Annotated in this window: 20 protein-coding genes and 1 CRISPR repeat array; of the genes, 1 reads left to right on the top strand and 19 read right to left on the bottom strand. The window is 49.3% G+C overall.

Annotation, left to right across the window (positions count from 1 at the left end; translation table 11 throughout):
* Positions 1 to 5: 5 nt before the first annotated feature.
* The 6 genes from AC0LWT_RS23120 to AC0LWT_RS23095 form a co-directional block, all read right to left on the bottom strand.
* Entirely contained in the window at positions 6 to 857 is an 852-nt protein-coding gene (locus AC0LWT_RS23120; protein WP_474683639.1) for a PP2C family protein-serine/threonine phosphatase, read from the bottom strand.
* A complete protein-coding gene (locus AC0LWT_RS23115; protein ID WP_474683638.1) occupies positions 854 to 1,384 on the bottom strand; it encodes an FHA domain-containing protein in 531 nt (176 codons plus the stop codon). Before AC0LWT_RS23115 ends, AC0LWT_RS23120 begins: the two co-directional genes overlap by 4 nt.
* A 43-nt stretch (positions 1,385 to 1,427) precedes the next feature.
* A complete protein-coding gene (locus AC0LWT_RS23110) occupies positions 1,428 to 2,009 on the bottom strand; it encodes an FHA domain-containing protein (RefSeq protein WP_474683637.1) in 582 nt (193 codons plus the stop codon).
* A gap of 32 nt (positions 2,010 to 2,041) precedes the next feature.
* Entirely contained in the window at positions 2,042 to 2,467 is a 426-nt protein-coding gene (locus tag AC0LWT_RS23105; protein WP_474683636.1) for a DnaJ domain-containing protein, read from the bottom strand.
* Positions 2,468 to 2,560: 93 nt separating this feature from the next.
* Positions 2,561 to 2,986 (bottom strand): membrane-associated protease 1, encoded by a 426-nt coding sequence (locus AC0LWT_RS23100; RefSeq protein WP_474683635.1) that lies wholly within the window; start codon positions 2,984 to 2,986, stop codon positions 2,561 to 2,563.
* A gap of 125 nt (positions 2,987 to 3,111) precedes the next feature.
* Positions 3,112 to 5,280 carry a transcriptional regulator gene (locus AC0LWT_RS23095; RefSeq protein WP_474683634.1) on the bottom strand — a complete coding sequence of 723 codons (2,169 nt, stop codon included), beginning with the start codon at positions 5,278 to 5,280 and terminating at the stop codon, positions 3,112 to 3,114.
* A gap of 373 nt (positions 5,281 to 5,653) precedes the next feature.
* Here AC0LWT_RS23095 and AC0LWT_RS23090 point away from each other — a divergent pair, with 373 nt between their 5' ends.
* Complete coding sequence (locus tag AC0LWT_RS23090; protein WP_474683633.1) at positions 5,654 to 7,693, top strand: VWA domain-containing protein; 2,040 nt, start codon at positions 5,654 to 5,656, stop codon at positions 7,691 to 7,693.
* Here the strand turns inward: AC0LWT_RS23090 and AC0LWT_RS23085 are convergent.
* The 13 genes from AC0LWT_RS23085 to AC0LWT_RS23025 form a co-directional block, all read right to left on the bottom strand.
* A complete protein-coding gene (locus AC0LWT_RS23085; protein WP_474683632.1) occupies positions 7,688 to 8,620 on the bottom strand; it encodes a serine/threonine-protein kinase in 933 nt (310 codons plus the stop codon). The genes AC0LWT_RS23090 and AC0LWT_RS23085 overlap by 6 nt on opposite strands.
* A 65-nt stretch (positions 8,621 to 8,685) precedes the next feature.
* The gene (locus AC0LWT_RS23080; protein WP_474683631.1) at positions 8,686 to 8,991 is read right to left on the bottom strand and encodes a hypothetical protein; all 306 of its coding nucleotides are present in this window, start codon (positions 8,989 to 8,991) and stop codon (positions 8,686 to 8,688) included.
* Between the two features lie 595 nt (positions 8,992 to 9,586).
* Positions 9,587 to 9,835: a CRISPR-associated endonuclease Cas2 gene (cas2, locus tag AC0LWT_RS23075; protein WP_474683630.1), complete on the bottom strand. Its 249-nt coding sequence runs from the start codon at positions 9,833 to 9,835 to the stop codon at positions 9,587 to 9,589.
* Positions 9,836 to 10,034: 199 nt separating this feature from the next.
* On the bottom strand, positions 10,035 to 10,457 hold the full coding sequence (locus tag AC0LWT_RS23070; protein WP_474683629.1) for a GNAT family N-acetyltransferase: 423 nt from the start codon (positions 10,455 to 10,457) through the stop codon (positions 10,035 to 10,037).
* 181 nt (positions 10,458 to 10,638) lie between these two features.
* Positions 10,639 to 10,933: direct repeats of the CRISPR family, unit length 30 nt; unit sequence GTTTCAATACACCTAGTGTTACGGTTAAAT.
* 178 nt (positions 10,934 to 11,111) lie between these two features.
* On the bottom strand, positions 11,112 to 11,372 hold the full coding sequence (gene cas2 / locus AC0LWT_RS23065) for a CRISPR-associated endonuclease Cas2 (protein ID WP_474683628.1): 261 nt from the start codon (positions 11,370 to 11,372) through the stop codon (positions 11,112 to 11,114).
* On the bottom strand, positions 11,369 to 11,764 hold the full coding sequence (gene cas1 / locus AC0LWT_RS23060; RefSeq protein WP_474683627.1) for a CRISPR-associated endonuclease Cas1: 396 nt from the start codon (positions 11,762 to 11,764) through the stop codon (positions 11,369 to 11,371). The genes cas2 (AC0LWT_RS23065) and cas1 overlap by 4 nt, the downstream gene beginning before the upstream one ends.
* Before the next feature lie 33 nt (positions 11,765 to 11,797).
* Positions 11,798 to 14,494 (bottom strand): CRISPR-associated helicase Cas3', encoded by a 2,697-nt coding sequence (gene cas3 / locus AC0LWT_RS23055; protein WP_474683626.1) that lies wholly within the window; start codon positions 14,492 to 14,494, stop codon positions 11,798 to 11,800.
* A 27-nt stretch (positions 14,495 to 14,521) separates the two neighbouring features.
* Complete coding sequence (gene cas5b / locus AC0LWT_RS23050) at positions 14,522 to 15,319, bottom strand: type I-B CRISPR-associated protein Cas5b (protein ID WP_474683625.1); 798 nt, start codon at positions 15,317 to 15,319, stop codon at positions 14,522 to 14,524.
* A gap of 45 nt (positions 15,320 to 15,364) precedes the next feature.
* Positions 15,365 to 16,333 carry a type I CRISPR-associated protein Cas7 gene (locus AC0LWT_RS23045; RefSeq protein WP_474683624.1) on the bottom strand — a complete coding sequence of 323 codons (969 nt, stop codon included), beginning with the start codon at positions 16,331 to 16,333 and terminating at the stop codon, positions 15,365 to 15,367.
* A 7-nt stretch (positions 16,334 to 16,340) separates the two neighbouring features.
* Positions 16,341 to 18,209 (bottom strand): hypothetical protein, encoded by a 1,869-nt coding sequence (locus AC0LWT_RS23040; RefSeq protein WP_474683623.1) that lies wholly within the window; start codon positions 18,207 to 18,209, stop codon positions 16,341 to 16,343.
* Between the two features lie 28 nt (positions 18,210 to 18,237).
* Complete coding sequence (locus AC0LWT_RS23035) at positions 18,238 to 18,930, bottom strand: CRISPR-associated protein Cas6 (protein WP_474683622.1); 693 nt, start codon at positions 18,928 to 18,930, stop codon at positions 18,238 to 18,240.
* A gap of 1,358 nt (positions 18,931 to 20,288) precedes the next feature.
* Entirely contained in the window at positions 20,289 to 21,182 is an 894-nt protein-coding gene (locus AC0LWT_RS23030) for a DUF2167 domain-containing protein (protein ID WP_474683621.1), read from the bottom strand.
* Positions 21,183 to 21,896: 714 nt separating this feature from the next.
* A complete protein-coding gene (locus tag AC0LWT_RS23025) occupies positions 21,897 to 22,985 on the bottom strand; it encodes an LLM class flavin-dependent oxidoreductase (protein WP_474683620.1) in 1,089 nt (362 codons plus the stop codon).
* Positions 22,986 to 23,211 lie beyond the last annotated feature (226 nt).

Raw genomic sequence — 23,211 nt, 5'->3', positions numbered from 1 at the left:
CCCCGCTATGACCAACCCTTTTCCAGGAGCACTACCGTCGCATTGTCTTGATGCTTAAGCTCTTTGCGTTCAATGGCTTCAATAATGACCTCGGCAGCGTCATAAGCGGTCAGCGGCTCAGACAAAATATACTCCAGCTCGACTTCCGTGAGCGTATTCGTCACGCCGTCGCTGCACAGCAGCACGCGGTCTTTCTTGTGCAGCCGGATGGGCTCTGCGCCGATCTCTATATTTTTGAAACCTTCATAGCCCAAATAATTGACCAGCTGATGCTTGACCGGACTGTTCAACGCTTCTTCCTTCGTAATTTCGCCGGATACGTATCGTTCCTCCAGCACCGTTTCCAAAATATGCTTATGGTTGACATCGATGAATTCGCCGTTGCGATAAATTTTGATCAGGCTGTCTCCTACCGCTCCCCAATACAGCAAGCCGTCGGCTATAAGGACCGCCGCCAGCGTCGTCCCGCCCTGCGCGCCTTTGAAGCTGTGCATAATTTCCGTATTGCTGATCCGGGCCGCTCTTGTAAAATAGCCGGGAACATCCTCCAGACTCTCCAGCTTCAAAAACTCCTTGACGAAGTTCGTCACCGCCTTGGTACTGGCCGCCCTGCCCCCGGACAACCCGCTGATCCCGTCGGCAAGCACGGCGATAGTTCCGTGGGTATTGGAAATCGTCGCAAAATAGTCGTCCTGCTCAGCACGCCGGCCGATCGTCTGCGCATTGCCGATGGACATAAACGGTGTTTGCTTCGCACGCGTGAGACATTCCCTGATGACCAGCAGGACGAACAAAACGAACGCGAAAGCGAGCACAATTCGGTAAGGCAGCAAATCGGTTCGCACCAGCACGCTCATCCTTCCCTCCCCGCATCGCTATCCCATTCGAAATGAACGCCGCATAACGGGATGAACAAAAACTTGCTTTTCCCAAGCTGAACGACATCGTACGCCGTCATTTCCACGGGCGAATATACCGCTTCGTTGTTATGATAAGCCAATCCCGAGGCGTCGCCGGGCAGCAGATAGAAATTTCTTTTCTTCGGATCGTAGACGATTACCGCATGGTTCCGGCGGGAAATCGTGTTGTCTCCGATAATGCGGATATGCATGTCTTCCGAGCGCCCGATAAAATTTTTCTCCGCCATAATCCGGTAATCCTGGCCGAGCTGCGGCCCTTCGATGCATACCAGCCAGCCGGTGACGGGCTCCACACCGCCCGTTTCGCCCAAATACGGCATCGTTTTATCGTCTTCCTGCGCTCTCGCCGATCTCGCGCCGTCCGCCCTCGGGGCAGGTTCCACCGCCAGGCTGCAATAGGGGCATACGCTGCCGTGTTTTCTCGTACTGAACATGTGCCCGTTGGCGCACCTTGTCAAACTCATTGTATCCATTCCCCCGTATTCGTCTTCTTCAAAAAAGCCCGGCTTACTTCACCAGCAGCCTCGTATTGGCGATGTAAATCGTGTCTCCCGACTCCACTTTATACGGCTGCTCGTCCGTCAGCGCCTGTTTGCCGGCCGATCCTTTCTTTTTGATCCCGACCCCGTTGCGCGAATCCAGATCTTCCAAATACCAGGACCCGGAGGCGTAATTGAGCACAGCGTGCTGCTTGCTGATCAAAGCTGCGTATTCCGCATCGGCCAAATCGATTTCAACCTCCTGCTGGCCCGAGCTTTTGCCGATCAACAAGGACGTTTCCCCCTGGATGAACCATTCCTTGATTTTTTCGCCGTCGTCGCCCAGCAATGTCAGCTTGGCAATGCCGGTTCCCGCCGATTCTTTGCGGTACGCGCCCGGCATTGGCGGCTTCCTGTAAGCCTTGATCCCGTACAGGATGGCGCAGACGACAGCTACGCCTCCGACGACGTATTTCAAAGCAAGGAGCGGATTCCATATGTATGTATACATCAAAGCCGCAATCGCGGTCAGGGCGATCATCCAATCGATTGCGGCGACCCAGCCGGATTTACCTGCGCCCGGCTGCGGGGTCCCGGTTGCATCCTTCATTTTCATTACCCCCGTTGCGTCTTCCTCCGGTATTATTTTTTCTTGATGCCAAAATAGGCATCGAACATGGCGCTCGTATCGACGGGATTTTTCCCGCCTTTCGGCTTCAGGCCGGCTTCCCCTTCTTTCGGATGAAAGCCGAAAAATCGCGAGAACTGCTTGTCCAGCCCGCTCATGTCGAACTGCTGCCGGCCGCTCTGCGCGCGCTCCCCGGAAGCGGCGTTTCCGCCTGCTGGCGCTTCCTTCCTCGCGTTCAATCGGGCGTCGTACGCCGCTCTCGCCGAAGCGTCGGACAGCGTGTTGTACGCTTCATTCACCTGCTTGAACAGCTTCTCCGATTCCTTGCTGCCGGCATTGGCGTCGGGATGGTGCTTCTTCGCCAGACGCTTGTACGCCTTCTTGATTTCGTCCGCTGAAGCTTGACGCGAAACACCCAGCAGCTCGTAATAATCGCTCATCTTATTCATCCTTGCAACCAGAATAATTGCAAAAAATAGGTAAGGGGCTGCTGCCCCTTAACCTACTTTTCTTTCGCATATGGCTTATGCCGCTTAAACGGCATACCCGCCTTCAACCGTCGTGAATTCCGTTTTATCTTTCTTCTGCTTGATGAAAATGGTGAATTCGCCGACGCCTTCGGTATCTCCGAAACGCTCGCTGTAATCCACAACGAAGGCGTTAGGGAAATAAATTTTGCGGATTACCTGATCGGCTGCAATCACTTCGAGGGTCACTTTTCTGTAGCAATCGGCTTTTTCCGCCGGTACGAGCGACCACAGAGCCAGCTTCATCGTGTCGTCAGCGCTGTCGCCGTCCGTTGCCGTAATGATTTTGCCCGAAATTTTCAGAAAAGCTCCTACATCCGTCGATCTTGCGTTGGAATCGTCCGGTGTATCCGTTTCATACTTGACGGTTTGGATATTGTCCAATCCCAGCTCGATTGTTTCTGCGCCTTCCACTTTAAGTTTGAATCCCATTGAAAAATCCTCCTTAATAATAAATGTGTGCTCCGAAAGCGGGGTCCGCTTGCGGAATATATGCTGAAGGTTCAGTTTGTGAAAACTTCCCCTTAACACCTGTATGAATGCGGCTATCCGGCTCATTAGGCTTTAACGGGGGTCGTCCCTTTGGTAATCATGACCTCCAGGTTTTTCACGTTGCCGTTATACACGAGATCGATGTGACACAAGTTGCTCTTGTCGTCGATGATGTAGCTCATGTCGTCCCCGTCATGGATAATCGAATTCACGAAGCCGCGTGTGCCCAGCCACCTGCTCTTCTGGCTGTTCGGATTGTTGCTGAAAAACTTGACGATGTTGTCATGCTTGAAGTCCCCGGTCTGGAACCGCAAAATGCGCTCAATGTAGGTGCTGACCAGCGTCTTGTACAGGGAGTCGAAGCCGTCTTCCGCCGAAGCGAGGCTTCTCGCCTTGTAGACGGTAATCCGCTTGATGTCTTTGCCCTGCAGCTGCGCGTTCTCGGAGGAAAATACGAAGCCGAAGTTTTTCCTGTTGATCGAATCCTTGATGTTGTTCGTAAAACCGGAAATTTCCTTCGCCATCGTCGTTATCGCTCTGAGACTGTTCTCTCCGGCTTCGATATCGAAGCGGACGCCCGGGAATTCCTTGCTTACGTTCTTGAACGCTTCGCGCAAGTATTCAGGGCACTGATAGGCCGCCACAATGCCGGCGCCTACATAAGCCGCACCGACATAGACTCCTTCGATCCACAGCTTGAGGACATCTTCCTTCTCCTTCGACAGCTTGACGCCCTCTTCGGTTTGCAGCATTTTGCTGTCTATGATTACGCCGGACTTATCCTTCGGTATAATCGTGAAGTTAGGCACGCACGGGACGGCAAACTCGCTGTAGTCTTTTCTGACCAGCACGCCGCATTTGTCGATATATTTATCGATGCCGGAAGTAGCCATGCTGTTGAACGTCGTTTCCTCGCCGGTTTCGAAGCTGAAGAAAACCTGCACTTTATAATCTTTGATGACCTGCAGCAGCATGGACAAGGATTCCATCGTGTTGCCGTCCTGCTTGACCACCTTCTCGTTGCCCTTGAAGCGCTCTCTGCTGACCTTCGACGCCCCGGAGGACTCCAGCTGTACGGAAGGAACGATGCCGAACCAGATCGTATCGGAGAAATCGTTTTTCGAGTTGACCGTGTTCAGGTACGTTTCCAGCCTTGGAATGTTGCTGCTTTTTACGATCATGTCCAGCTTCGTGTTGGTAATGAGCAGCGACGGCTGCATGCCTTTGTTTTTGGTCGAATACTGGTCGAAGAACATTTTCACGCCCAATATTTTTTCCACCAGCGGCTTGACCGTTTTGACAAATTCGTCTTTGGCGTTTTTGTAAAACTCAAGATAGGTGTTGTAGTTCTGAACTTCCGTCTCGATATCGATCTGGCTTTGCACCGCAGGGAGCGGACAGAAAGTCCGGACCACAAGATCCTTCACGTAAGAAGAAGGGGTATCGGACACCGAATCGTAATCGTCCTCAAACACGCCGATCAGCCCGTTCCCGCTGTTTTCGTCCATAACCATCAGCTGCATGCTGTCGCTTTTGGGCGCTTCGATAATTTTCAGCTCCCCGGTTTCCCCGATCGTCAGCTGGCCGATTTGAATGACTTCGGACTGATTCTCCTCCTGCGCGCTTCCAAGGAGCAGCCTTGTCTTGATGTCCTCGATCGCAAGCGGAAGCATCGCCATCACGTTGTTGTAATTTTTGCTCGCATCTTCGAACATGATGTTCAGCTTGTCGCCGAAATCGAGCTTTTTCGGATCGCCGTCATCCAATTTGTCGTACAAATCATACATGTAATGTATTTCTTTGCGCACCTGACGGATATCGTCCATCACTTTCTTCGGCGAAATCATATCAAGCAAGTTTTCAAATTTGAAGTCCACATTGGTAATTCCCTGACTTCTTTTCGTGTCGATCAAGGTGAACAGCATTTTCAGAAAATCGTTCGTTTGGTCGATCTTGATTTCAGAGACACTGTCATCGGAAATGCCTTCCGGCTTTTTCAGCGTATACATGACCTTCTGATTGGCCGCATTAAAAAACGAATACACGCTGGGTGAAAATTTGTCCAAAAACTCGTCAAAGCTTTTGACAAGCAGATGCTGGTTGATCTCCTTGATCTTGTCGTCGCTCAGGCTGTCGATGCCCCGAACGTCCCCGACTATGGTCATGAGATCCAGCTTTTCCGGATTCATTTCCTCAAACAACATAGTTCGATTGGTCTGATTAATAATGTCCATTCTGATGTGTCAGCTATAACCATTCTCCCGGCAGCAGTGGCCTGCGAATCTTACAGCCTACTCCTTTCCAAATCGTTGTGGGAATAAGTCCTAGTCTTGGATTCATCATAGGCGATGTTGTTTTAATTTGTCAACATTGGAAAAATTAATGTATAATTTGTCGAATCCAGGACTTTTTCCCCATTATTATTTATTACCCATATGCTATATTCTGTAATAATATGTCCCTAGTGTTCCATATATTACCTTAACATGCTAAGTAATTCTGTGTATAATTTAACATTTTTGACGGCACTTGTTGGCAAAATGCCCAAAACCCTTGCGTGGAAAGGGTTTACTCATTTTAAATTTTTTGTTACAAAGAGGTGAACGAATGCTCGCTGCAAACAAAATCATCAAGATATGCCGGAAGGCGTGCTTCTTTGTATCCATCGCCGTCTTCTCGGCTCTGTCCGTCTGCCCGCCAGCCGGGACCGCCCTCGCCCAAAGCGATCCCGATGCGGATTTGGCGGCGATGTTCGTCATGGATACCAGCTATTCGATGAACGCTACCGATTCTGACCGCATCGCCGCCGAAGTCATTAAAATGTTTATGGATATGAGCGAAACCGAACGCACCCGCATCGGGTTTCTGGCTTACAATCATAAGGTTGTCGCCGAGCAGGCGCTGACTTTGCTTTCGACCGAGGAGCAAAAGACACAGCTGAAGAAAAAAATCGAGGCGCTGAAATTTTCCGGTTACACCGATCTCGGCTTGGGGCTCAGCAGGGGGGAGGAGCTTTTGACAAGCGGCAAAAATGGCTCCGCCCAGCCGTTTATGATTTTGCTGTCCGACGGAGGCACGGACTTTGGTCCTATATCCACAGGAAGAAGCGTGGAAGATTCCAATAGGGATGTGGAACGGGTCATCGAAAAGGCCCAGTCCGCAGGCTTCCCCATCTATACGATCGGCTTGAACCGCGACGGCTCGGTCAATGCGCCCCAGCTTGAGACGATTGCCGCCAAGACCGGCGGGGCCTCGTACATCACGGAAAGCGCCGCTGATCTGCCAGAAATTTTCAACAAAATTTTTGCCAAACAGATCCGTTCCGTGCTTGTCCCCGTCGCTGCCGTGACGGCAACCGGGGAGCTGCAGGAAGTGAGCGTCAGCATCCCGAACTCAAGCGTTAACGAGGCGAACATCATCTTGCTTTCCGAGCATCCGATTGCGGAAACGCAGCTGTACGCCAACGCGAACCGCATTCGTTTTTACAAATCCGCCAAATATTCGCTGATGAAAATGCCCCAGCCGCAAAAAGGCAGCTATCTGTTGAAGTTCAAGGGCAGTCCCGGCGATCTTGTGAAAATCAGCCTGCTGAATAATTACAGCCTGCAAGCCGGGGTGGACGTTCCGCAAGCCGTCAAAGGCATTCCGGCCGCCTTCTCGTCTTTTCTGAAGCGAACGGCCGGCGACGGTTCGAAGCTGGCGGATGCCGATGTCTATCAAGCTGTCAAATCCGAGCTGATCGTCAAAGATTTGAGCACCGGGCAGGAAGAAAAAATCCCGATGAATCTGCAGGGCAACGGTTTCGCCGCCGATGCGACGTTCCGCCACTCCGGGAAATATCAGACCCGCGTTCTGCTCAGCGGACAGGACTTTTACCGGGAAACCGGGGTCAGCGAGCTGGAATTAACCAATACGCCTCCGGTGGCAACAGGAGACGGAACGGTTACGTTAACCAAGGAAAATGGCGCTGCAAAATTGAATCTTTCGAACTATTTCAAAGATGCCAATATGGATGAGTTGACCTATATCATCGATTCGGGAAGCACCGGCAAATCGGCCGCCTTCGCTTTGGAAAACAACGGCACCTTGGCCGTCACTCCTTTGCAAACCGGGACATCCACGGTAACGATTACCGCCAAAGATCCGGAGGGAGGCGCCGTCACTTCCGTCTTGAGCATCACTGTTCACTCCGTGTGGACCCGCTATTACATCGCCGGTGGAATCGCGCTTGCGGCCCTTCTGGCCGGCCTGCTGGTCTATCTGCTGCTTCGGCCGAAGCCCAAATTCGCCGGGCGAATTGAGGGCTATTTCCTCCATACGGCGAGCGGCAACGATATTCCCGTCAAATACTGGCCCTTGTCCTCATTCGAAAAGCAGCGGGCGATAAGGCTCAGCGAGCTGTTCAGCAGCCTCGATATGAACGAACCGCTGCCGGAATCGGAGCGCATCTTCATCGAACCCGGCAAGAACGGCACTCTCCTGTTCAAGCACAACACCCGCTGCACAGTGGAAAAAGGCAGGACGCCGATCGCCAAAAATAAAAAAGAAACGATCCGTTACAACGACAAAGTCTACATCACCTTCGAGGACAGGCTCACGGAAATCGAGCTGCGCTACAAAGAAATAAAAACCAACGCCCTGTCATAAACGGGGGTTGGTTTTTTGGCGTTCTTTTCGTTTCAAGCGAAAATATTCGATATACAGCGCTGCCTTGAGCAGCTTGATGGAAGGGCATCTTTTGCGGGCATGTACGGCCATCCCCCACATCACAATCGCCGAAGACAACGGGTTCACTTCCCGGTTCACCCGTCTGACCGGCTCGATCCGGTCTTCCACTAATCGGCGGGGCACGTCCTGGGGGACATTTCCAGTCATTACATAGTAGAGAAGCGACGCAAAACTGAACGTATCCGAGTATTTGCCCTGCCTGGCTTTCTCCGAATACAGCTCAAGAGCGGAAAAACCGGATGAGGTCACAATCGGATGACCGGAACGCCGATCGCCGTACACGGCTGAACCGAAATCCAGCAGCAGCGGCCTGCCGTCGTCAGTCATGATAATATTGCCCGGCTTGAGATCCCGGTGAATGACGCCGGCCGCATGAACGGCTTCGACGACAGCGGCCAGCGGCAGCAGCGTTTTGTATATGGCGTCGGCTGCATACAACAACTCGCCGCCTCGCAAGCTGTGATCGAGCGTTTGCCCCCGGCTGTATTCCGTCACTAGATACATCGTTCCGTTCTCTTCGAACATGTCGGCAAAACCGACAATGTTCGGATGGCGCAGCTGCCGCAGAATGCGCCCCTCTCTTTGAAAAGCTTCCAGCAGCGCGCTCCATTTCGCCCGCAGCGACGGCTTTCGGCATACGGCTGTTTTGCCGTCGATATCCCGCAGTGCCAGCGGCTTCGGAAAAAACTCTTTGATCGCAAGCTCCTGCCCGCTTGCGGCATGATGAGCCAAATAAACAATCGTCAGCTCGCTGGAAGCTATGAGGCTGCCGATTTTGTAAGTATTGTTTAAAAGAGTATCCGGCCGAAGGCACTGGCCGTCGGCCGATTCGGTCACTGGCTGCATCAAGCTTGCTCCTCCGTTTCCGATTTCGACGAATGCAATAGAAAAATAGCTCCGACGGAAGAGTCCTAGAACGGCAACTCCGCATCCGCGACGAGCGGCTGCCCGGGTTCGGCCTTTCGCTGAGGCTTCGGTTTTGCTGCAGCGTTTACTGCAGACGCGACCATCGGCGTCTTTCTGCCAAATTTTTTCTCATAAAGCTCTCTCACCCATTCGCGTACGGGCGCTTTCCACATCTGTGTCTTGGACGGTATGTTTTTTATCAAGCTTTTGGGGTTCAGGCCCAGTTCCTTGGCCATCTGAATTTCTATACTGCTTAATCCGCACCGTTTCTTCGCATCCGCCCATAAGGCGTCTTTTGCCGCTTTGTTCATTGTGTTGTATCTCCTTTGTTGCTTATATAGTCTGACGCCAGCACGGGTGAACCTTTGCGCCGTTTCACGAAGAATATCTCGCTATCTTACCGATATTCCCCTAACTTTAACATAATTACAAAAAATTCGAATCTAGGCTAGAAAAACGGTTTTGGAATCAGACAGGAGTTTCAAAATACGTAGTGTTACGGTTAAATAATACCGAATGCTCACGCTCAAGAACGCGCCGTCGAGTTTCAATACACGTAGTGTTACGGTTAAATGCTGCTGGCGAAGCACACGAAAAACAAGCTCAAGTAGTTTCAATACACCTAGTGTTACGGTTAAATTGAAGCGGAAACCTGGATGATGGGGGGCATGTATCGTTTCAATACACCTAGTGTTACGGTTAAATGCTAATAAAATCAAGCTTTTTCAAATCATCCATAGCAAAATTCTACTACAGCCATAAGGATTTATCAATTTTTTCCCAACCGGAGATAGGGTTGGAGAATTTTACAGCTGAATCGCCCCCTAAGCCTTACGGCTCTAAGGCTCGCGCCATATATCGCGCTATTGCCGTTGGGAAAAAAGCTACAGCAGCATGGATTCCTGATTAATCGAAGACATAATCACTCGTCATTTTAAACAAAGCTACGAAATCAACGCTCTTATCGATTACCTTTTTCAGATCGTCTTTGAGCTTGATCAAATTAGATGGCGTGATCTCGCCGCGAAAGACCGACTTCTGAAACGGGACCAGGTATTGTTTGCATATTTTATATACTTTTCCTACACGTTTTTCCCCGATATTATACACCAAAATCACGTAGTTGTAATTTTTCCCTTTTGGCGCAATGACCAACTCACTTCCGCTCTTTTTGTAAGCGTCAAATCCCGCACACCTAGATAAAAGACGGGATTCATGAGATCATATGCGCAGCTCGACCCCGGCCGCTAAACTAACTGGCAGGATAAAGGTAAAAGACTGAGAATATTAACACTAAATTTTCAAGAGTTTCGGGTTAAATTCCCCCCCAAAAAGCAACGAATGGTGTCGATCGCTAAATTTCTTTATCAAGCACATGCTGCGATTTTTTAATTGTAAAACCAATTCGATTATAGAATTGGACGGCATCTGATCTAGTCTGATTGGTACGCACTCTAATTTTTGTGAATCCGGATTCTACTGCCCATTGCTCACATGCTTGTACTAATTGTTTGCCAATCCCATTTCCTCGATAGATACTGTCGACTACAAGTCCAACTATCTCAACAAATGGTGACGATTCGATTAAGAAACGTACATTAGCATGAATCCATCCGAACAAAACGTGGTTTGATTCCATCACATAAACAATATGATCGTTGTGGTTAGAGATATATTGGAGTCTCTCATTAAGTTGGGAGACATCCACTGGATAGCCCAATTGGCTTGAAAGTCTAGCGATCTCTTGGGAATCACTCAGAAACGCTTTTCTAATCAAAATAACAACACCCTCTCGATGAAAGATATCAGATTGAATTTTAGCATAGATGTGATATTTATGGTTGGGGAGAACAGTGCCACAATTGAGAAACGATAGTTCAATCTGCTGAAGGCAATCCCAAAAAAGAGTTCCATTTAAAATTTTCACAAATTTCAGACTATTTGAGCAAGGCTATTAGGGTTTCAATACACATAGTGTTACGGTTAAATAACACGACGACAACGACCCCGGTCAACTTTTCGATGTTTCAATACACCTAGTGTTACGGTTAAATTGATCCAGAGGGAAATATTATCTATCGTTATGGTCAGTTTCAATACACCTAGTGTTACGGTTAAATCTAGTACGATCACGCTCAACTGGACTTCTGTAGGGAGTTTCAATACACCTAGTGTTACGGTTAAATGCGCAAACAAGAACGGCGATCTTCTGGACGTTTTGAAGTTTCAATACACCTAGTGTTACGGTTAAATGCTAATAAAACCAAGCTTTTTCAAATCATCCATAGCCGAATTCTACTACAGCCATAAGGATTTATCAATTTTTTCCCAACCGGAGATAGGGTTGGAGAAGTTTACAGCTGAATCGCCCCCTAAGCCTTACGGCTCTAAGGTTCGCGCCATAAATCGCTCCATTGCCGGGGGAAAAAAGCTACAGTAGCATGGATTCCTGATTATGAAGACGGACTCCGATAACTTCTTCGTCGAAGACATAATCACCCGTCATTTTAAACAAAGCTACAAAATCAACGCTCTTATCGATTACCTTTTTCAGATCATCCTTGAGCTTGATCAAATTAGATGGTGTGATCTCACCGCGAAAGACCGACTTTTGAAACGGGACCAGATATTGCTTGCATATTTTGTACACTTTTCCTACACGTTTTTCCCCGATATCATACACCAAAATCACGTAGTTGTAATTTTTCCCTTTTGGCACAATGACCAACTCACTTCCGCTCTTTTTCCAGAAAGGCGTTCCTCCAGCGCCGTTATAAACACATCGCGGCCTGCTTCATTTAGCAGACAATAATTATATTTCTTGTCAAAATGCTTGCTGATTTGAATTTTACGGTTATTGACGACTTCAAAAATGGTGCGGAATACGATCAGTGGCTTGAACGGCTCGGCCAGATCGAGACTCAATGAAAACCTGCGGTCACTCGGCTCGTGCAGGAAGCTGATCGATTGATCTAAATGGGTATGATAGATTTGCGAAACGGTTTTTGTATACAAGATCATATTGCCAAAACTGATAAGCGCGTTCAATGGATTGTCCGGCGGGCGCTTCACTCTGCGGTTCATTACAAAATCTTCGGTAAAATCGAAGCAAATGTTTCATAAAGACCCCTCCTCAGCCGCATAAGCGCTGTGGTCGAACTTTTTAGCCCCTGTCATCTTATCTTCGATCATAAACCGTTCACCGTAAGGCACATAATACAGGCTTCCAATTCGCTCGCTGTACACCCCAGGTTCCCCTTGCCTACCCTTGCGCTCCGGTCCGTAGCTGTAGATAAAATAAGCCATTTTCTCCCGCGTTTGCGAGAGCCTGACTACACGTTCGGCATAGTCCAATTCCTTGTCAGCCATGAGATGCTTGAACTTTTCCCAGACCTGCTCGCCGTTCAGCGTCACAAGCTGGCCCGATTCATTCGTATAAACGATTTCATGGTCAATGAAAAGCGTATAGGTTTTATCGGTAATAAGTTTCATACGCTGTTCAATATCCGGATAATCCAGCTTTTGTACAGAGGCGAGGAGATTCGACCAATGCTTCAAGTTGCCTTGGGCACGCTGTTCGTTCAACCTGTTCATGCACAGGCGGTAAAAGCCGCTAAAATCCTTATTGAGCAGCATCTGTTGGTAATCACTCGAACGCAGGTCCAGCTCCGTGCGCCAATCGTCACGGTACACTTGTCCAGCCTCAAACATATTGAAAAAGTAAGCATGGCAATCCGTCCGCAAGCAAGATCGATTAATCCGTCCGAGAAATTGTTCCTCGCTGTCGAGTATCGAAATATCTTTGAACCCGACATCCATATCGATATCGACACCCGCTTCGATGACTTGTGTGGCGACCACGACCACATCGGGCAAAATAAATTCCCCGGCCGCATCCTTGCCCAATTTACTCAGAACCTGCTTCCGCAGCAGGTTGCTGTCGTCTCCCGTCAGTTCGAAAACAGGCGTGTCCCGCCCCCATTCACTCAGCCTATTATAGAAACTCCGCGCCGTTTTCTTGGTAATGAATTCGATCAGCAAGCGCGTCGGCTTCCCACGGGACTTCCGCTCATCCAGCACAGCCATCACTTCTTCAAGCAGCGTATCCTCGTCCATCTCTTTATGCTGCAGCAGCTCAAAATGCAGCTGCACCCGCTCGCGAAACAGCGGATGATGAAAATAAAGCTCACGCTCCGGCACCAGAGGGCAGGTCTTCGCAGCTCCGTCTTCCATCAATAGATCCAGCTGAGGCAGCGTCGCAGACATAATAATGATCCGAATATTCATCAGTTCGGCAAAAGCGTGCAGGAAATAGATGATTTCCTTCCAGATTTGGTTGCGGTAGCTTTGGATTTCATCGAGCACGATAACGCTGTTGCACAGATGTGTAAAAGCAAGATTCGACTCTCGCCCTATCCCGAACAAGTAATTGAAAAAGTTCACATGCGAGGTTAAGGTAAGCGGATATTGCAGCATTTGCCGCTGCATGAGTTCAACCCTGTAATCGAGCGGAATATCCGGCTCCTGCTCCCCATGCTCATTCGTCCGGGCCTTGTCGGCGTTCAGTTCACGCTCGGTCACAATCGGAGTTACCGAATTCACGACAGCCATGCGATAGCGCTCCTGCAAATCTGCGGGAAAAATCTGATCCAGCGTTTGCTTTATCTGCTCGATCAGCGTATTAAAAGGAAACACGTACACCAGCTTGTTGAGTCCAAGATCGCTATCCAGCAATTGCAGCGCCAGATTGAGCGACATGAACGTTTTCCCCGAGCCTGTAGGAGCCTCCAGACTGTAGATATATTCATTCCTGTACATCTTGAGCTGACGCTCGGTCTCCAGGAACAAGGATGCGCGCAGCCTATTGATTGGCGCGATATCTGCCGACCCGGGATCGCTGCGGTATGTCTGGACAGTATGATAATTAGCCGTCTGCCGATACTGCTCCAGCACGGGTCCAAGCGGGTAGTTTTGTCCGAAATAGCGAAACGGCAGTTCAACCCCGCTGTCATAAGCATGGGTGGCATAGAAGTCGCACGCCACCATCGTCGAGTACAGTAATTTGGTAATCACATAGAAAGGAAAGGGCGCATGCTTATCCATTAAGCGCTGCCCCCTTCGTTCGCTGATCTGATCATAAATTGGCCCGTTCGCCGTGTCGCCCGACGGGTTCAAAAGCTGCTCTTTGTACCTGTAATAATACAAATGGTCGGGATTGCGGACAAGCTGCTTGTGCAGCGTTTCGAGTTCTTCTTCAAAACGTGACAAACCGTCGCCATTCAGTTCTTCATTGCTGACCAAATAGGTATGATGCCGGGAAATGATATAAGCAAATACATACAGCACATGCCTTAGAAGCTTACGAACCGACCGGGTTCGCTTGTAGTCGCCGGCAAGCTCGATTTGCTCAATGTCAGGAAGATGAATATGCAGGTACAACAGGGCCGAGAGCAGCGCATGCTTCGAATCGCCGGACAGCATGCGCAGCTTCCCGATCCCCGGATTACGCATCCGCTTCATTTGGAACATCGGATTGAGCTTGCCGAGATCGTGCAAATAGATCGCCTGAGTGAACCATGTTTTGATCATTTCCTGAGCAGCAGGTTCAAGCGGCAAACCATCGATCCCCAACCGGTCGATTGCGCGTTCCACGGAAGTCGCCAAGCCATTCACTACATTTAGCTTCTCCATAAAAGCCAGCACCCGATTGGAATGGTCAAGAAGCGTTTCCGGAAGCGCCCCCGTTCCCTCCCTGGCCGTATGCGCCAGCAGCAGCGTCTCCGCCCCCTCTGCCAAATATGCGCGCAGTCCCATCGTTTGTCCCCCTGTCCCGCTCGTCGCCTATATAAAATAAATGATGCGATCCCCATCGCAAAATAGGTTCATCAGATCGCTTTCGCACAAATCATCCGCATCCACTTCCTGATTCGTCAGCACAAGTGCTTCATAAACGTATCCGTTATTCGCCTCATTCAAACCGACGGGCATAAATTCTTTGAAGAAGCTGAGCCGCTGCCCCGGCTTAGACTCTCCTTCCGCATCATAGCGGATATGCTCGGCGCGATGGAGCGAATCTATGAACCGGGGCCGGGTCGCCCCAATCATCTCGACAATCGCCGGCTCCCCGATCGATGCCGGATGATCGTTCTTGCCAAGATACGGCATATACACGCTTTGCAATCGCAGGAAGCTATCGGCCAGCCTATCGAAGATGCCGGAAGGCAATCCCTCGTCGTCACCCACATAGATGGTCCAATGCGGCTTTTCCAGCCATTGCTCCCGGACGTTCAGTACGCTGCCTTCTTCCTGGCTGGCATAGCCGACGGTATTGTTGAATATTTGAATCTTCTTGGCAAAATAACCGCGATCCCCATGCGGGACAATACCGATTCGGGCACGCCGAAATACCTCGTAAAACTCCGGAAACACCCTCAAAAGCTCCCCTTTCTTTCTGTTCGCAGACAACGTATAATTCTCGTCGTACTGCTCCATGTACCCGCCAAGCCCAAGCACTGCGCCTAACAGGCCAAACAAAGCGACTTTATGAATATGGCTGTAAGTAAAATAAGCATATACATTGACGTCCGGCTTTTTAAAAAATGCCGTCTCGCCTCTCAACTCAAATCGGAGCGCACGCATGGCATCCCCCTTAACGTTTAATTTCACATACCGCAGCACGCTGCCCTACAGCTCAGTCCTGCTGAACAGGTTGTAACGCCGCAGCCCCTCCGCATTCAGTCGAACCTCTGCAGCATAAGGATTCACATAAAGCTCGACACATTCTATCTGCTCCTGAATCGCAGCAAGCAGCGGGGAAATAGCGCTCAAATCGTATACGGTTCCGGGCAGCTCTCCCGCATGGCCGTCTTCTTTATAGACGCGAACATAAGAATCCAGGCTCGGTAAATACGTCCGGGCATTCTCTTTAAACACAATAAACAAACCAAACGCATTCTCACATCCGGCCTTACTATTCGTGTTCAGCGCCGTTGCCCCGGTTAGGGCGCCTTCTTTAAAAGCTTCGTACGCTTCCTCCGTATAACCTTCAAAACCGTCCATCCCCGGAAGTCCGATATATCCGTCATAGTGGGTCGGATTGACCGTGAGCGGATAAATGTAGTGCGCCTCGTTCACGGTTGTTTTTTTCCCGATCGTTGTGGCGTCTTTGTCTTCACTCTTCTCGTTGGAATTGCGGAAAGGCGAGAGAATATCCTGCACCTCGACGTTCGAATACGCATATTTATTAAAGCCCTGCCCGATCTGCACGGCTCCGGTCAAGCCCAGATTTTGCCCTTCAATCGCAAACGTCGCTCCGAAATTCATCACATCGATGCAAGAGAACAAACGCTTCAACACAGTCGTCGAATCCTTGGACACCTCTTCATTGAACAAATGCTGGTAGCGCTCTTTTAAATCGCGGGGCTGCATTTTCTCGCCCTCTTTACCCTTGCCCAGTTTGTACGAACGAATATACAGCACCTGCTCCCCCTGCTCCTGCCACAGCCGTTTGATACTGTACTTCAAAGCCTTATCGCTGCCAAAAATAATTCCATCGCTCGTAGTCTTGGGAAGCCCTGTAAAATCCGCATTCCAATTCGCCATCCTGCTCACTATGCCTACCAATCCGATTACCCGTTTTGACCGTTTTGCCATCGAAATTTCACTCCTCTTCCTTTTTCTCGTACATCAAATTAACCGCAAAAAGCCCCGCCAACAGCAGCTCGCGCGCATCTTCTTCACTGTCCTGCTCCGTTTCATAGCCTATGATCATCGCAAAAGCCGCATTAAACTTCCGATAATCCAGCAAAATTTTATGCTTATACAGCATGTAAGCTTCTTTCAGCCTGTTTTTCAGCTGCCTGCTGGTTCTAGCCCGCAAGAACGGCTCATACATATTTCCTTTCTTTTCCTTCGCCTCGGATTGACTTATTAAATACCGGGCCAGCTGCCCCGCCAAAAAGTAAAATTCCCCGTCATTTGCACAGCTTGCCACCGGTTCGTCTGCGGTCAATTTCGCACGCAGGGAAGCTAGGATATGCGGGATACGATCCGCCATGCTTCCGCCTCCTTCATTTCTCAATATTTTATCAATGGATAATCGCAAATTCATAGCATCAGCCAGATTTGTCCAACGCACCGATTCCACATAAAGCAGCTGTTCTTCCAGCAAGCGCAGCGTTACTTTGGCAAACATTCCGCGCAGCGTCAACGTCGTGCCTTTTGCAAACCAATCGTGAAAAGCTTGCCGGCTTTGCAGGAACAGAGCGGCCATCACGCTGGTAAATTCTTTCGTTTTTACATCGGGCTCGTTAAATAAGAACTGTCCGTTCATCCGTCCGCGGAAAAAATAGCTGCTGATCGTTTGCTGCAAAAGCTCGGCATTTTGAATCGGCTCATAATATTTCGGAAACCATGCTTGTTCCTCGCTCTGCTCCTTGTCCTTCACCCGCAGTTCAAGAACATTCAGCCATTCTACCTCCACATCGACCCCGGCCGGAAAAGGAACATTTTCGAAGCTGTACAGTTCGTTGTAGCCGCCATCCATGTACACATGAAACGTACCTTCAAGCCGCGTTCGATTGCCCTGCATAAAACCGGATTCATAGCCAAGTTTGTTCACTCTGTACTTGCGATAAGCCAAAGCCAGCCACTCGGTGGCTTCCTTCGCCAGCAAAGCTTGCCCCAGCGGAACGCGGTCGGGTGCTTCTACACGCATCGTTTTATGCTCCAAAAAAGGCTTCTTGCTATTCATCGTCATATCATAGCCCGGAAGCCCCACAAGCTCGCCGGCTACAATTTGGTTGTAATCATTGCTGTTATATACTTTGGGAATGAGATACAGGTCGAATTCGTAAGCATAGACTTGCTCGCAGGAAGGGGATTCTGAGTTGAGAGGATCATCGAGGGTGAAAAATAGCTTAACGTAATTTTTGAATGTTAGTGTCCGGATAAAATCCGCTAGCGGCTCGGCATTGTGCTCGTACCATTGCGTTACTTGTTCCAGCCATCGGCTGCGGACAGGACTTTCCAAATAGTTCAGCGCCCCGGCGTAAACGGTATCCTGAAAAAAGCTTATAGGGTCTTTATCGTTGTCTTTGCCCGGAAACAGTTCGTTCCACTTTTGCCGAATAGGCTCTGCGCTCACGGCATTCAAATATCTTTCAATATTTTCCGACATGCTGAATTTGGCATCCTTCTTCTCTCCCAGAAACACATCCCGCTTGACGAAAAGAGCGAACGGATTATTGCTGTGCACCTGCTTTTTGCCGTCGACAGCTTTATTCATATCGACCAGAGAACTCAAGTAATCCCTTTGCTTGAACCAGTTCAGCAAATCCGCTTTGGACGGTTCTTCCTCTTTGGCGCGAATGATCAGATGATTGTGCTCGAACAACGCGGATTGCTCCGCCCAGCTCTGTTCCGGGTTCAACCGAACATAAAGCCCTTCCTTCAGCTTATAATTGTTCTGGATAATATCAGGGAATTCGCGTTTCGCCATAGCAAAAGACGCTGCCAAATCTTTGATCATGCCATTCACCTCCTTTGCGCTGGAACGATTATTTAGCCAGGCAAAATCCGGCTCCTACGGAGCTTGATTTTTCTCCAACTCCGCTGCCCAATACAATCTGCGCCAATTTCTGCGAGAATGGATCGTCATGTACGAACAACCGCAACTTATTGCCAAGCAGCTTGCGGTCTTTGTAACGCAATGCGATGGGCTTACGGTTCTCTTTTAGTATGCCTTGAATAAATGATTGAACAGCCTGCCCCTCCGCGTGAGGGTCAAGGCTTCTCAACTTCTTCTCGGCGTTCGCATGGAGCTGCTGCATCAAAAGCTCGATGCTATTCTCCTGCAGCCAAGGTTTATGCGCGATGGTCACGATAACGGGGGTGATGCTGATCATTTCCGTAATGTGCGCCAAACGCTTCGAGCGCTGCTCGCTGCTGATCAACTGAAAGTAGGCGTTCTCACGGCATTGCTGCAAACAGTTTCTCATACGGTTGATCGTATCCCGCAGAGGGCTGCGTACCGTCAGAATATAAACCCGGCCCTGCCGGTAAACCCCATCTTTCTCAATAGGATACAAGCTGCTGAATGCGAGATGTTTGTAATCCCTGTCATAATGGGTTTGCTTGAAGCCGTCATCCGACAACTGCGCCTGATGAAGCCAATGTCCGATGTGCTCCTGTATGTCCAGGTGATGTGAGGATTGTTTTAAAAGAAGCGTGATTCTAAGCTCTTCATACATCTTGCTTCACCTCTGTTTCTATAATTACCTGTTGAGATTTACTGTAAAATACTGTATACTTCTGGTAATAACCTTAACACACGCTACGTTAGTGTATTGAAATAATTACATTAACGCGTACCACGCTATATTCAACCGTAACGCTTATGCGTATTGCCCCCCTTTGATCAGTTCCTTTTTATGGCATAAAATTACAATATCATACAATGGTAAGATATGTAAATATCAAATTAAATTAAAACGTAAAATATTCTCAGAAAATGAAAAAGCAGCCTCGCGGCTGCCTTCTAAATTTGTTTTTGTTAATTGGGTCAGAGAGATAACTGGCCTTTCGGTAAAGCTTGCTCGGTAAGTCACAGCCGGCAACAGCGCGCAGAAAACCTGTCAAGATGCGTCTTTCAGCTCCTTGATGCTCTTGCTTCGCAATATTGCTGCAAATTTACAGGAATTCCCCCCTATGAGTCGCAATACCTGTGTAATCGACACATGAGCCGTTCATGAAACGGCTTGGCTAAACCGAAAAAAGGCAACGATAACTTTTTACAAGAACGCTGTTTCAATGAGCTTAGTATTACGGTTAAATTGAACACATGACTACAAAACACGTAGTGTTACGGTTAAATGGTCAACCCGATTTCCTTTCAATCGTCGAAAAGCAAAGTTTCAATACACGTAGTGTTACGGTTAAATATATTCTGAAAAGCTCGCTCCATGCGCCGAATGCATAGTTTCAATACACGTAGTGTTACGGTTAAATATATTCTGAAAAGCTCGCTCCATGCGCCGAATGCATAGTTTCAATACACGTAGTGTTACGGTTAAATCGAATCTTCGGCTTCTCAAATGTTTGGCGTGCCGATGTTTCAATACACGTAGTGTTACGGTTAAATGGTTCTTGCTATCCATGACGATCCGGTCCCCAGGCTGTTTCAATACACGTAGTGTTACGGTTAAATGAGGAAAATATGAACATTGAAAAACTCGTCAGCAATTGTTTCAATACACGTAGTGTTACGGTTAAATGCTAATAAAATCAAGCTTTCTTAAATCATCCACATCCAAATTCTACTACAGCCATAAGGATTTATCAATTTTTTCCCAACCGGAGATAGTATTAGAGAAATTTACAGCTGAATTGCCCCTAAGTCTTACGGCTCTAAGGCTCGCGCTATATATCGCGCCATTGCCGGTTGGGAAAAAAACTCCGATAATTTCTTCGTCAGAGACATAATCACCCGTAATTTTAAACAAAGCTACAAAACATCTTTGAGCTCGATCAAATTAGATGATGTAATCTCACCGCGAAAGACCGACTTCTTTTTTTAGCGTCTCCTACTGATTGCAATAAAGGGACCGTCTTACTGCGAAGACGATTCCCCTTGCTGTTCGGTGCTGTTCTGAACGGGCTCTGCGGGCTTCCTGCGGAACAGCCTTTTCACCAAAGAACCTATGGCTCCGATAGCGATCAGGGCGACGAACCAGAACTTTTTGACCAAAACGAGGAGTACACCGATCAGCCCCACCTTTTTCGCTACCGCAAGCCCGGCGCCGCCCAAAATGAGACCGGTCAGGCCGTACTCCGCCACCTTATCTTTCGTTGCATCGAAATCCTCGTACCTCTGCCCCGTTTTGATCGCCAGCTTCGGCAAAATTTGCTCGTTCAATATTTTTTTATCCTCTTCACGGTGCTGCGGGTCGGAGACGAGGACGGCCGAGATCGTGCCTTTTCGCGTCAGCAGGCGGACGTTGTAATTAAGCAGCTCTTCTTTGTTGTCATCCTCAGCCAGCAAGGACCAGGTCAAATTGTGCGTCTTGGCATCGTAAAACGGCTCAATATCCCAACCTTTCACATAAATGCGCTCGCCCGCCTGCCTCTCCTTGTTCGCTTCCTCGGTCCCTTCTTTATAGCTCTTCAAAATCGCCTTGGCGTCGATCTTCTCCTTTTCGGCATCCTTGATGTGGCCGGTTTCTTCATATCGGAAAATCACGGCCCACGATTGCTTTTCGTCCACAGGAAAAATGCTGCCAAGCTCATTGCCCGTCGGCGTTTCGTGATTTTCTTTTTTCATTTTGATGGTGTCCGCCGCATTCAGAAATACAAAATCTTTGCTAAGATCGACCTCCGCCATGCTCTTCAAATCAACTTTTTTGCCGCCTTCAATCCAGTTGTAGGTCGTCTCTGCAGAAGCACCGCCACCGCCTGTCAAAACCATACAAAATGCCAAAACCAAACCAGCCAATCGTTTCTTCATGTTGTTGCCTCCAAAGTATGTAGTTTAAAAATTCCAACCAGGGCCTTAGTGCAGCAAAAATATTTTTGTAAAATAAATCATACACCAAGTGTAGGACAGATCCTGAGTTGAACTGTCACATGTCCCAATGACCTATATTATCTTATTTCATAGAGTAATTCTGTGAGAATTTTAACATTTTTTCCGGTTGCTAGATTACTAGGCGCTCAAATCCCTTTCTACTAAAGGGTTTTACTTATTTTATAATTTTTTACAAAGAAGTGAATGAGTACTCGCCGAAAATAGCATTCAGCGTTCCACTCTGCCAGATTAGCTAAAAGAAGGGCACTGCATGCAGCTCCCAGCGCGCGGTGCTGCGCTGCATGACGGCGGTCGGTCGACCACATTTTGCCGTCAAAGATGGCGCAGCTGTTCATTAAGCGGCATGGCAAACGAAAAAGCCTGCGAAAGTGCAGGCTTTTCCGTTGAAAACGATTCGTTTAGCAGAAAAGCCTGCGATTGTGCAGGAATTATCGATGAAAATGAGTCTCGACCCGGGTATTCGATGAAAAAACTGCACTTTTGCAGGAATTGTTCGCTGCCAGCGTTTCCAACGGGCAAAAGGATGTACTTTTGCAGGTTTTCCCCTCGCTGCCAAGTGGATGAGCGCCTCTAGCGGGCAAATTGTTAAATTGCCTCGCATCACTCGGTTTCGCCGCTAAACCCGGGGTTCTCCTACCCCGCCCCGCCTGCCGGCGCCGCAACCGCCTCCCGCCGCAGCGCCGGCGGATCGTTCCACACTGTGCTCGGAATCTCGCGCCTTAGCACCGGCATGACGTCGGCCGCAAATCGCTCGACTTGCTCGCGCTGCTCCGCTTCGCTCAACCCGTCCACGCTGATGCTGAGCACTTGATGCCCGTACGCATCATGGTAATTCAGTATTTTCTCGATTACGCTTTCCGCGCTGCCGACCAACGACGGGCCGTTTTTGATGTTGTCCTCGAGGTCGGTGAACGGCGATTGATTATGCTGCGCGGATGCCGTCGAATGAAAAGCGTCGTAATAGGGGCGAAATCGGCGGATCGCCTCCTCGTCGGTATTCGCCAGGTACAAGCTGCCGCAGCCCGCGCCGACGATCGCATTCCGGGGATCGTGCCCGTAGTAAGCCAAGCGTTCCCGGTAATGATCGATCAGGGCCTTATACTTGCTTTGAGGATGAAAGCTGTTGGATGAGAAAATCGGCTCGCCGTATTTAGCGGCAAGTTCGGTGGAAAGCGTGCTGGACGCGCTTCCGTGCCACACCGGGATCTGCTGCTGAAACGGACGCGGCTGCGTGGTCACGTTATCGAGCGGCGCCCGGTAGCGTCCCTGCCAGCTGACGTTTTCCTCATTCCACAGCCGCTTGAGCAGCGCATAGCGTTCGGCCAGAGATTCCCATTGCTCCTCCTCGGCAATGCCAAAAAGCGGATAATGGCGCGGATCGTTGCCTTTGCCAATGATCAACTCCAGCCGCCCTCCCGAGAGGTGATCGAGCGTCGCGTAATCCTCGGCCACCCGAACCGGGTCGAGCACACTCAGAACCGTCACCGTAGTCAGCAAACGGATCCGGGAAGTTTTGGCTGCGACGGCCGTCAGGACGACCGGCGGAGCGGAGGACAGGAACGGCGCGCCGTGCCGTTCGCCGACGCCGTAAGCTTCAAAGCCGAGCTCCTCGGCAAGGACCGCCTGCTTCAGCACATTTTGAAATTTTTGCTGCGTCGTCAAAGTTTCCCCGGTCACAGCGTTCCGAATATTCATCATCAGACTGAACAGTGCGAATTTCATCTTTCGTATTCCTCCTCCAAAATGGCAGCACTTGATCCATATTCAACTTTTCAACCGCAATTCATTTAAATCATATAATTCATATTGATAAAGTATGATTTTCTTTCCAAATATTTTAACACCTAAGGCTGCCACTCGTCGAATAGAGTTTTTCTATTACACGCCTGCGCTTTTCCGCACCCGCACTTGAGCTTTGGCGCCGGTCGCAATGCTGCAAAGCGCACAA

It is taken from the genome of Paenibacillus sp. sgz302164, assembly GCF_056120505.1.
Note: the sequence above shows the minus strand (reverse complement) of the source record. Positions and strands in the feature narration are given on the sequence as shown.

Coding starts and splice junctions, on each gene's coding strand:
- AC0LWT_RS23120 (WP_474683639.1), bottom strand. CDS start 857: ATGAGCGTGCTGGTGCGAACCGATTTGCTGCCTTACCGAATTGTGCTC.
- AC0LWT_RS23115 (WP_474683638.1), bottom strand. CDS start 1,384: ATGAGTTTGACAAGGTGCGCCAACGGGCACATGTTCAGTACGAGAAAA.
- AC0LWT_RS23110 (WP_474683637.1), bottom strand. CDS start 2,009: ATGAAGGATGCAACCGGGACCCCGCAGCCGGGCGCAGGTAAATCCGGC.
- AC0LWT_RS23105 (WP_474683636.1), bottom strand. CDS start 2,467: ATGAGCGATTATTACGAGCTGCTGGGTGTTTCGCGTCAAGCTTCAGCG.
- AC0LWT_RS23100 (WP_474683635.1), bottom strand. CDS start 2,986: ATGGGATTCAAACTTAAAGTGGAAGGCGCAGAAACAATCGAGCTGGGA.
- AC0LWT_RS23095 (WP_474683634.1), bottom strand. CDS start 5,280: ATGGACATTATTAATCAGACCAATCGAACTATGTTGTTTGAGGAAATG.
- AC0LWT_RS23090 (WP_474683633.1), top strand. CDS start 5,654: ATGCTCGCTGCAAACAAAATCATCAAGATATGCCGGAAGGCGTGCTTC.
- AC0LWT_RS23085 (WP_474683632.1), bottom strand. CDS start 8,620: ATGCAGCCAGTGACCGAATCGGCCGACGGCCAGTGCCTTCGGCCGGAT.
- AC0LWT_RS23080 (WP_474683631.1), bottom strand. CDS start 8,991: ATGAACAAAGCGGCAAAAGACGCCTTATGGGCGGATGCGAAGAAACGG.
- cas1 (WP_474683627.1), bottom strand. CDS start 11,764: ATGAACCGCAGAGTGAAGCGCCCGCCGGACAATCCATTGAACGCGCTT.
- cas3 (WP_474683626.1), bottom strand. CDS start 14,494: ATGGGACTGCGCGCATATTTGGCAGAGGGGGCGGAGACGCTGCTGCTG.
- cas5b (WP_474683625.1), bottom strand. CDS start 15,319: ATGCGTGCGCTCCGATTTGAGTTGAGAGGCGAGACGGCATTTTTTAAA.
- AC0LWT_RS23045 (WP_474683624.1), bottom strand. CDS start 16,333: ATGGCAAAACGGTCAAAACGGGTAATCGGATTGGTAGGCATAGTGAGC.
- AC0LWT_RS23040 (WP_474683623.1), bottom strand. CDS start 18,209: ATGATCAAAGATTTGGCAGCGTCTTTTGCTATGGCGAAACGCGAATTC.
- AC0LWT_RS23035 (WP_474683622.1), bottom strand. CDS start 18,930: ATGTATGAAGAGCTTAGAATCACGCTTCTTTTAAAACAATCCTCACAT.
- AC0LWT_RS23030 (WP_474683621.1), bottom strand. CDS start 21,182: ATGAAGAAACGATTGGCTGGTTTGGTTTTGGCATTTTGTATGGTTTTG.
- AC0LWT_RS23025 (WP_474683620.1), bottom strand. CDS start 22,985: ATGAAATTCGCACTGTTCAGTCTGATGATGAATATTCGGAACGCTGTG.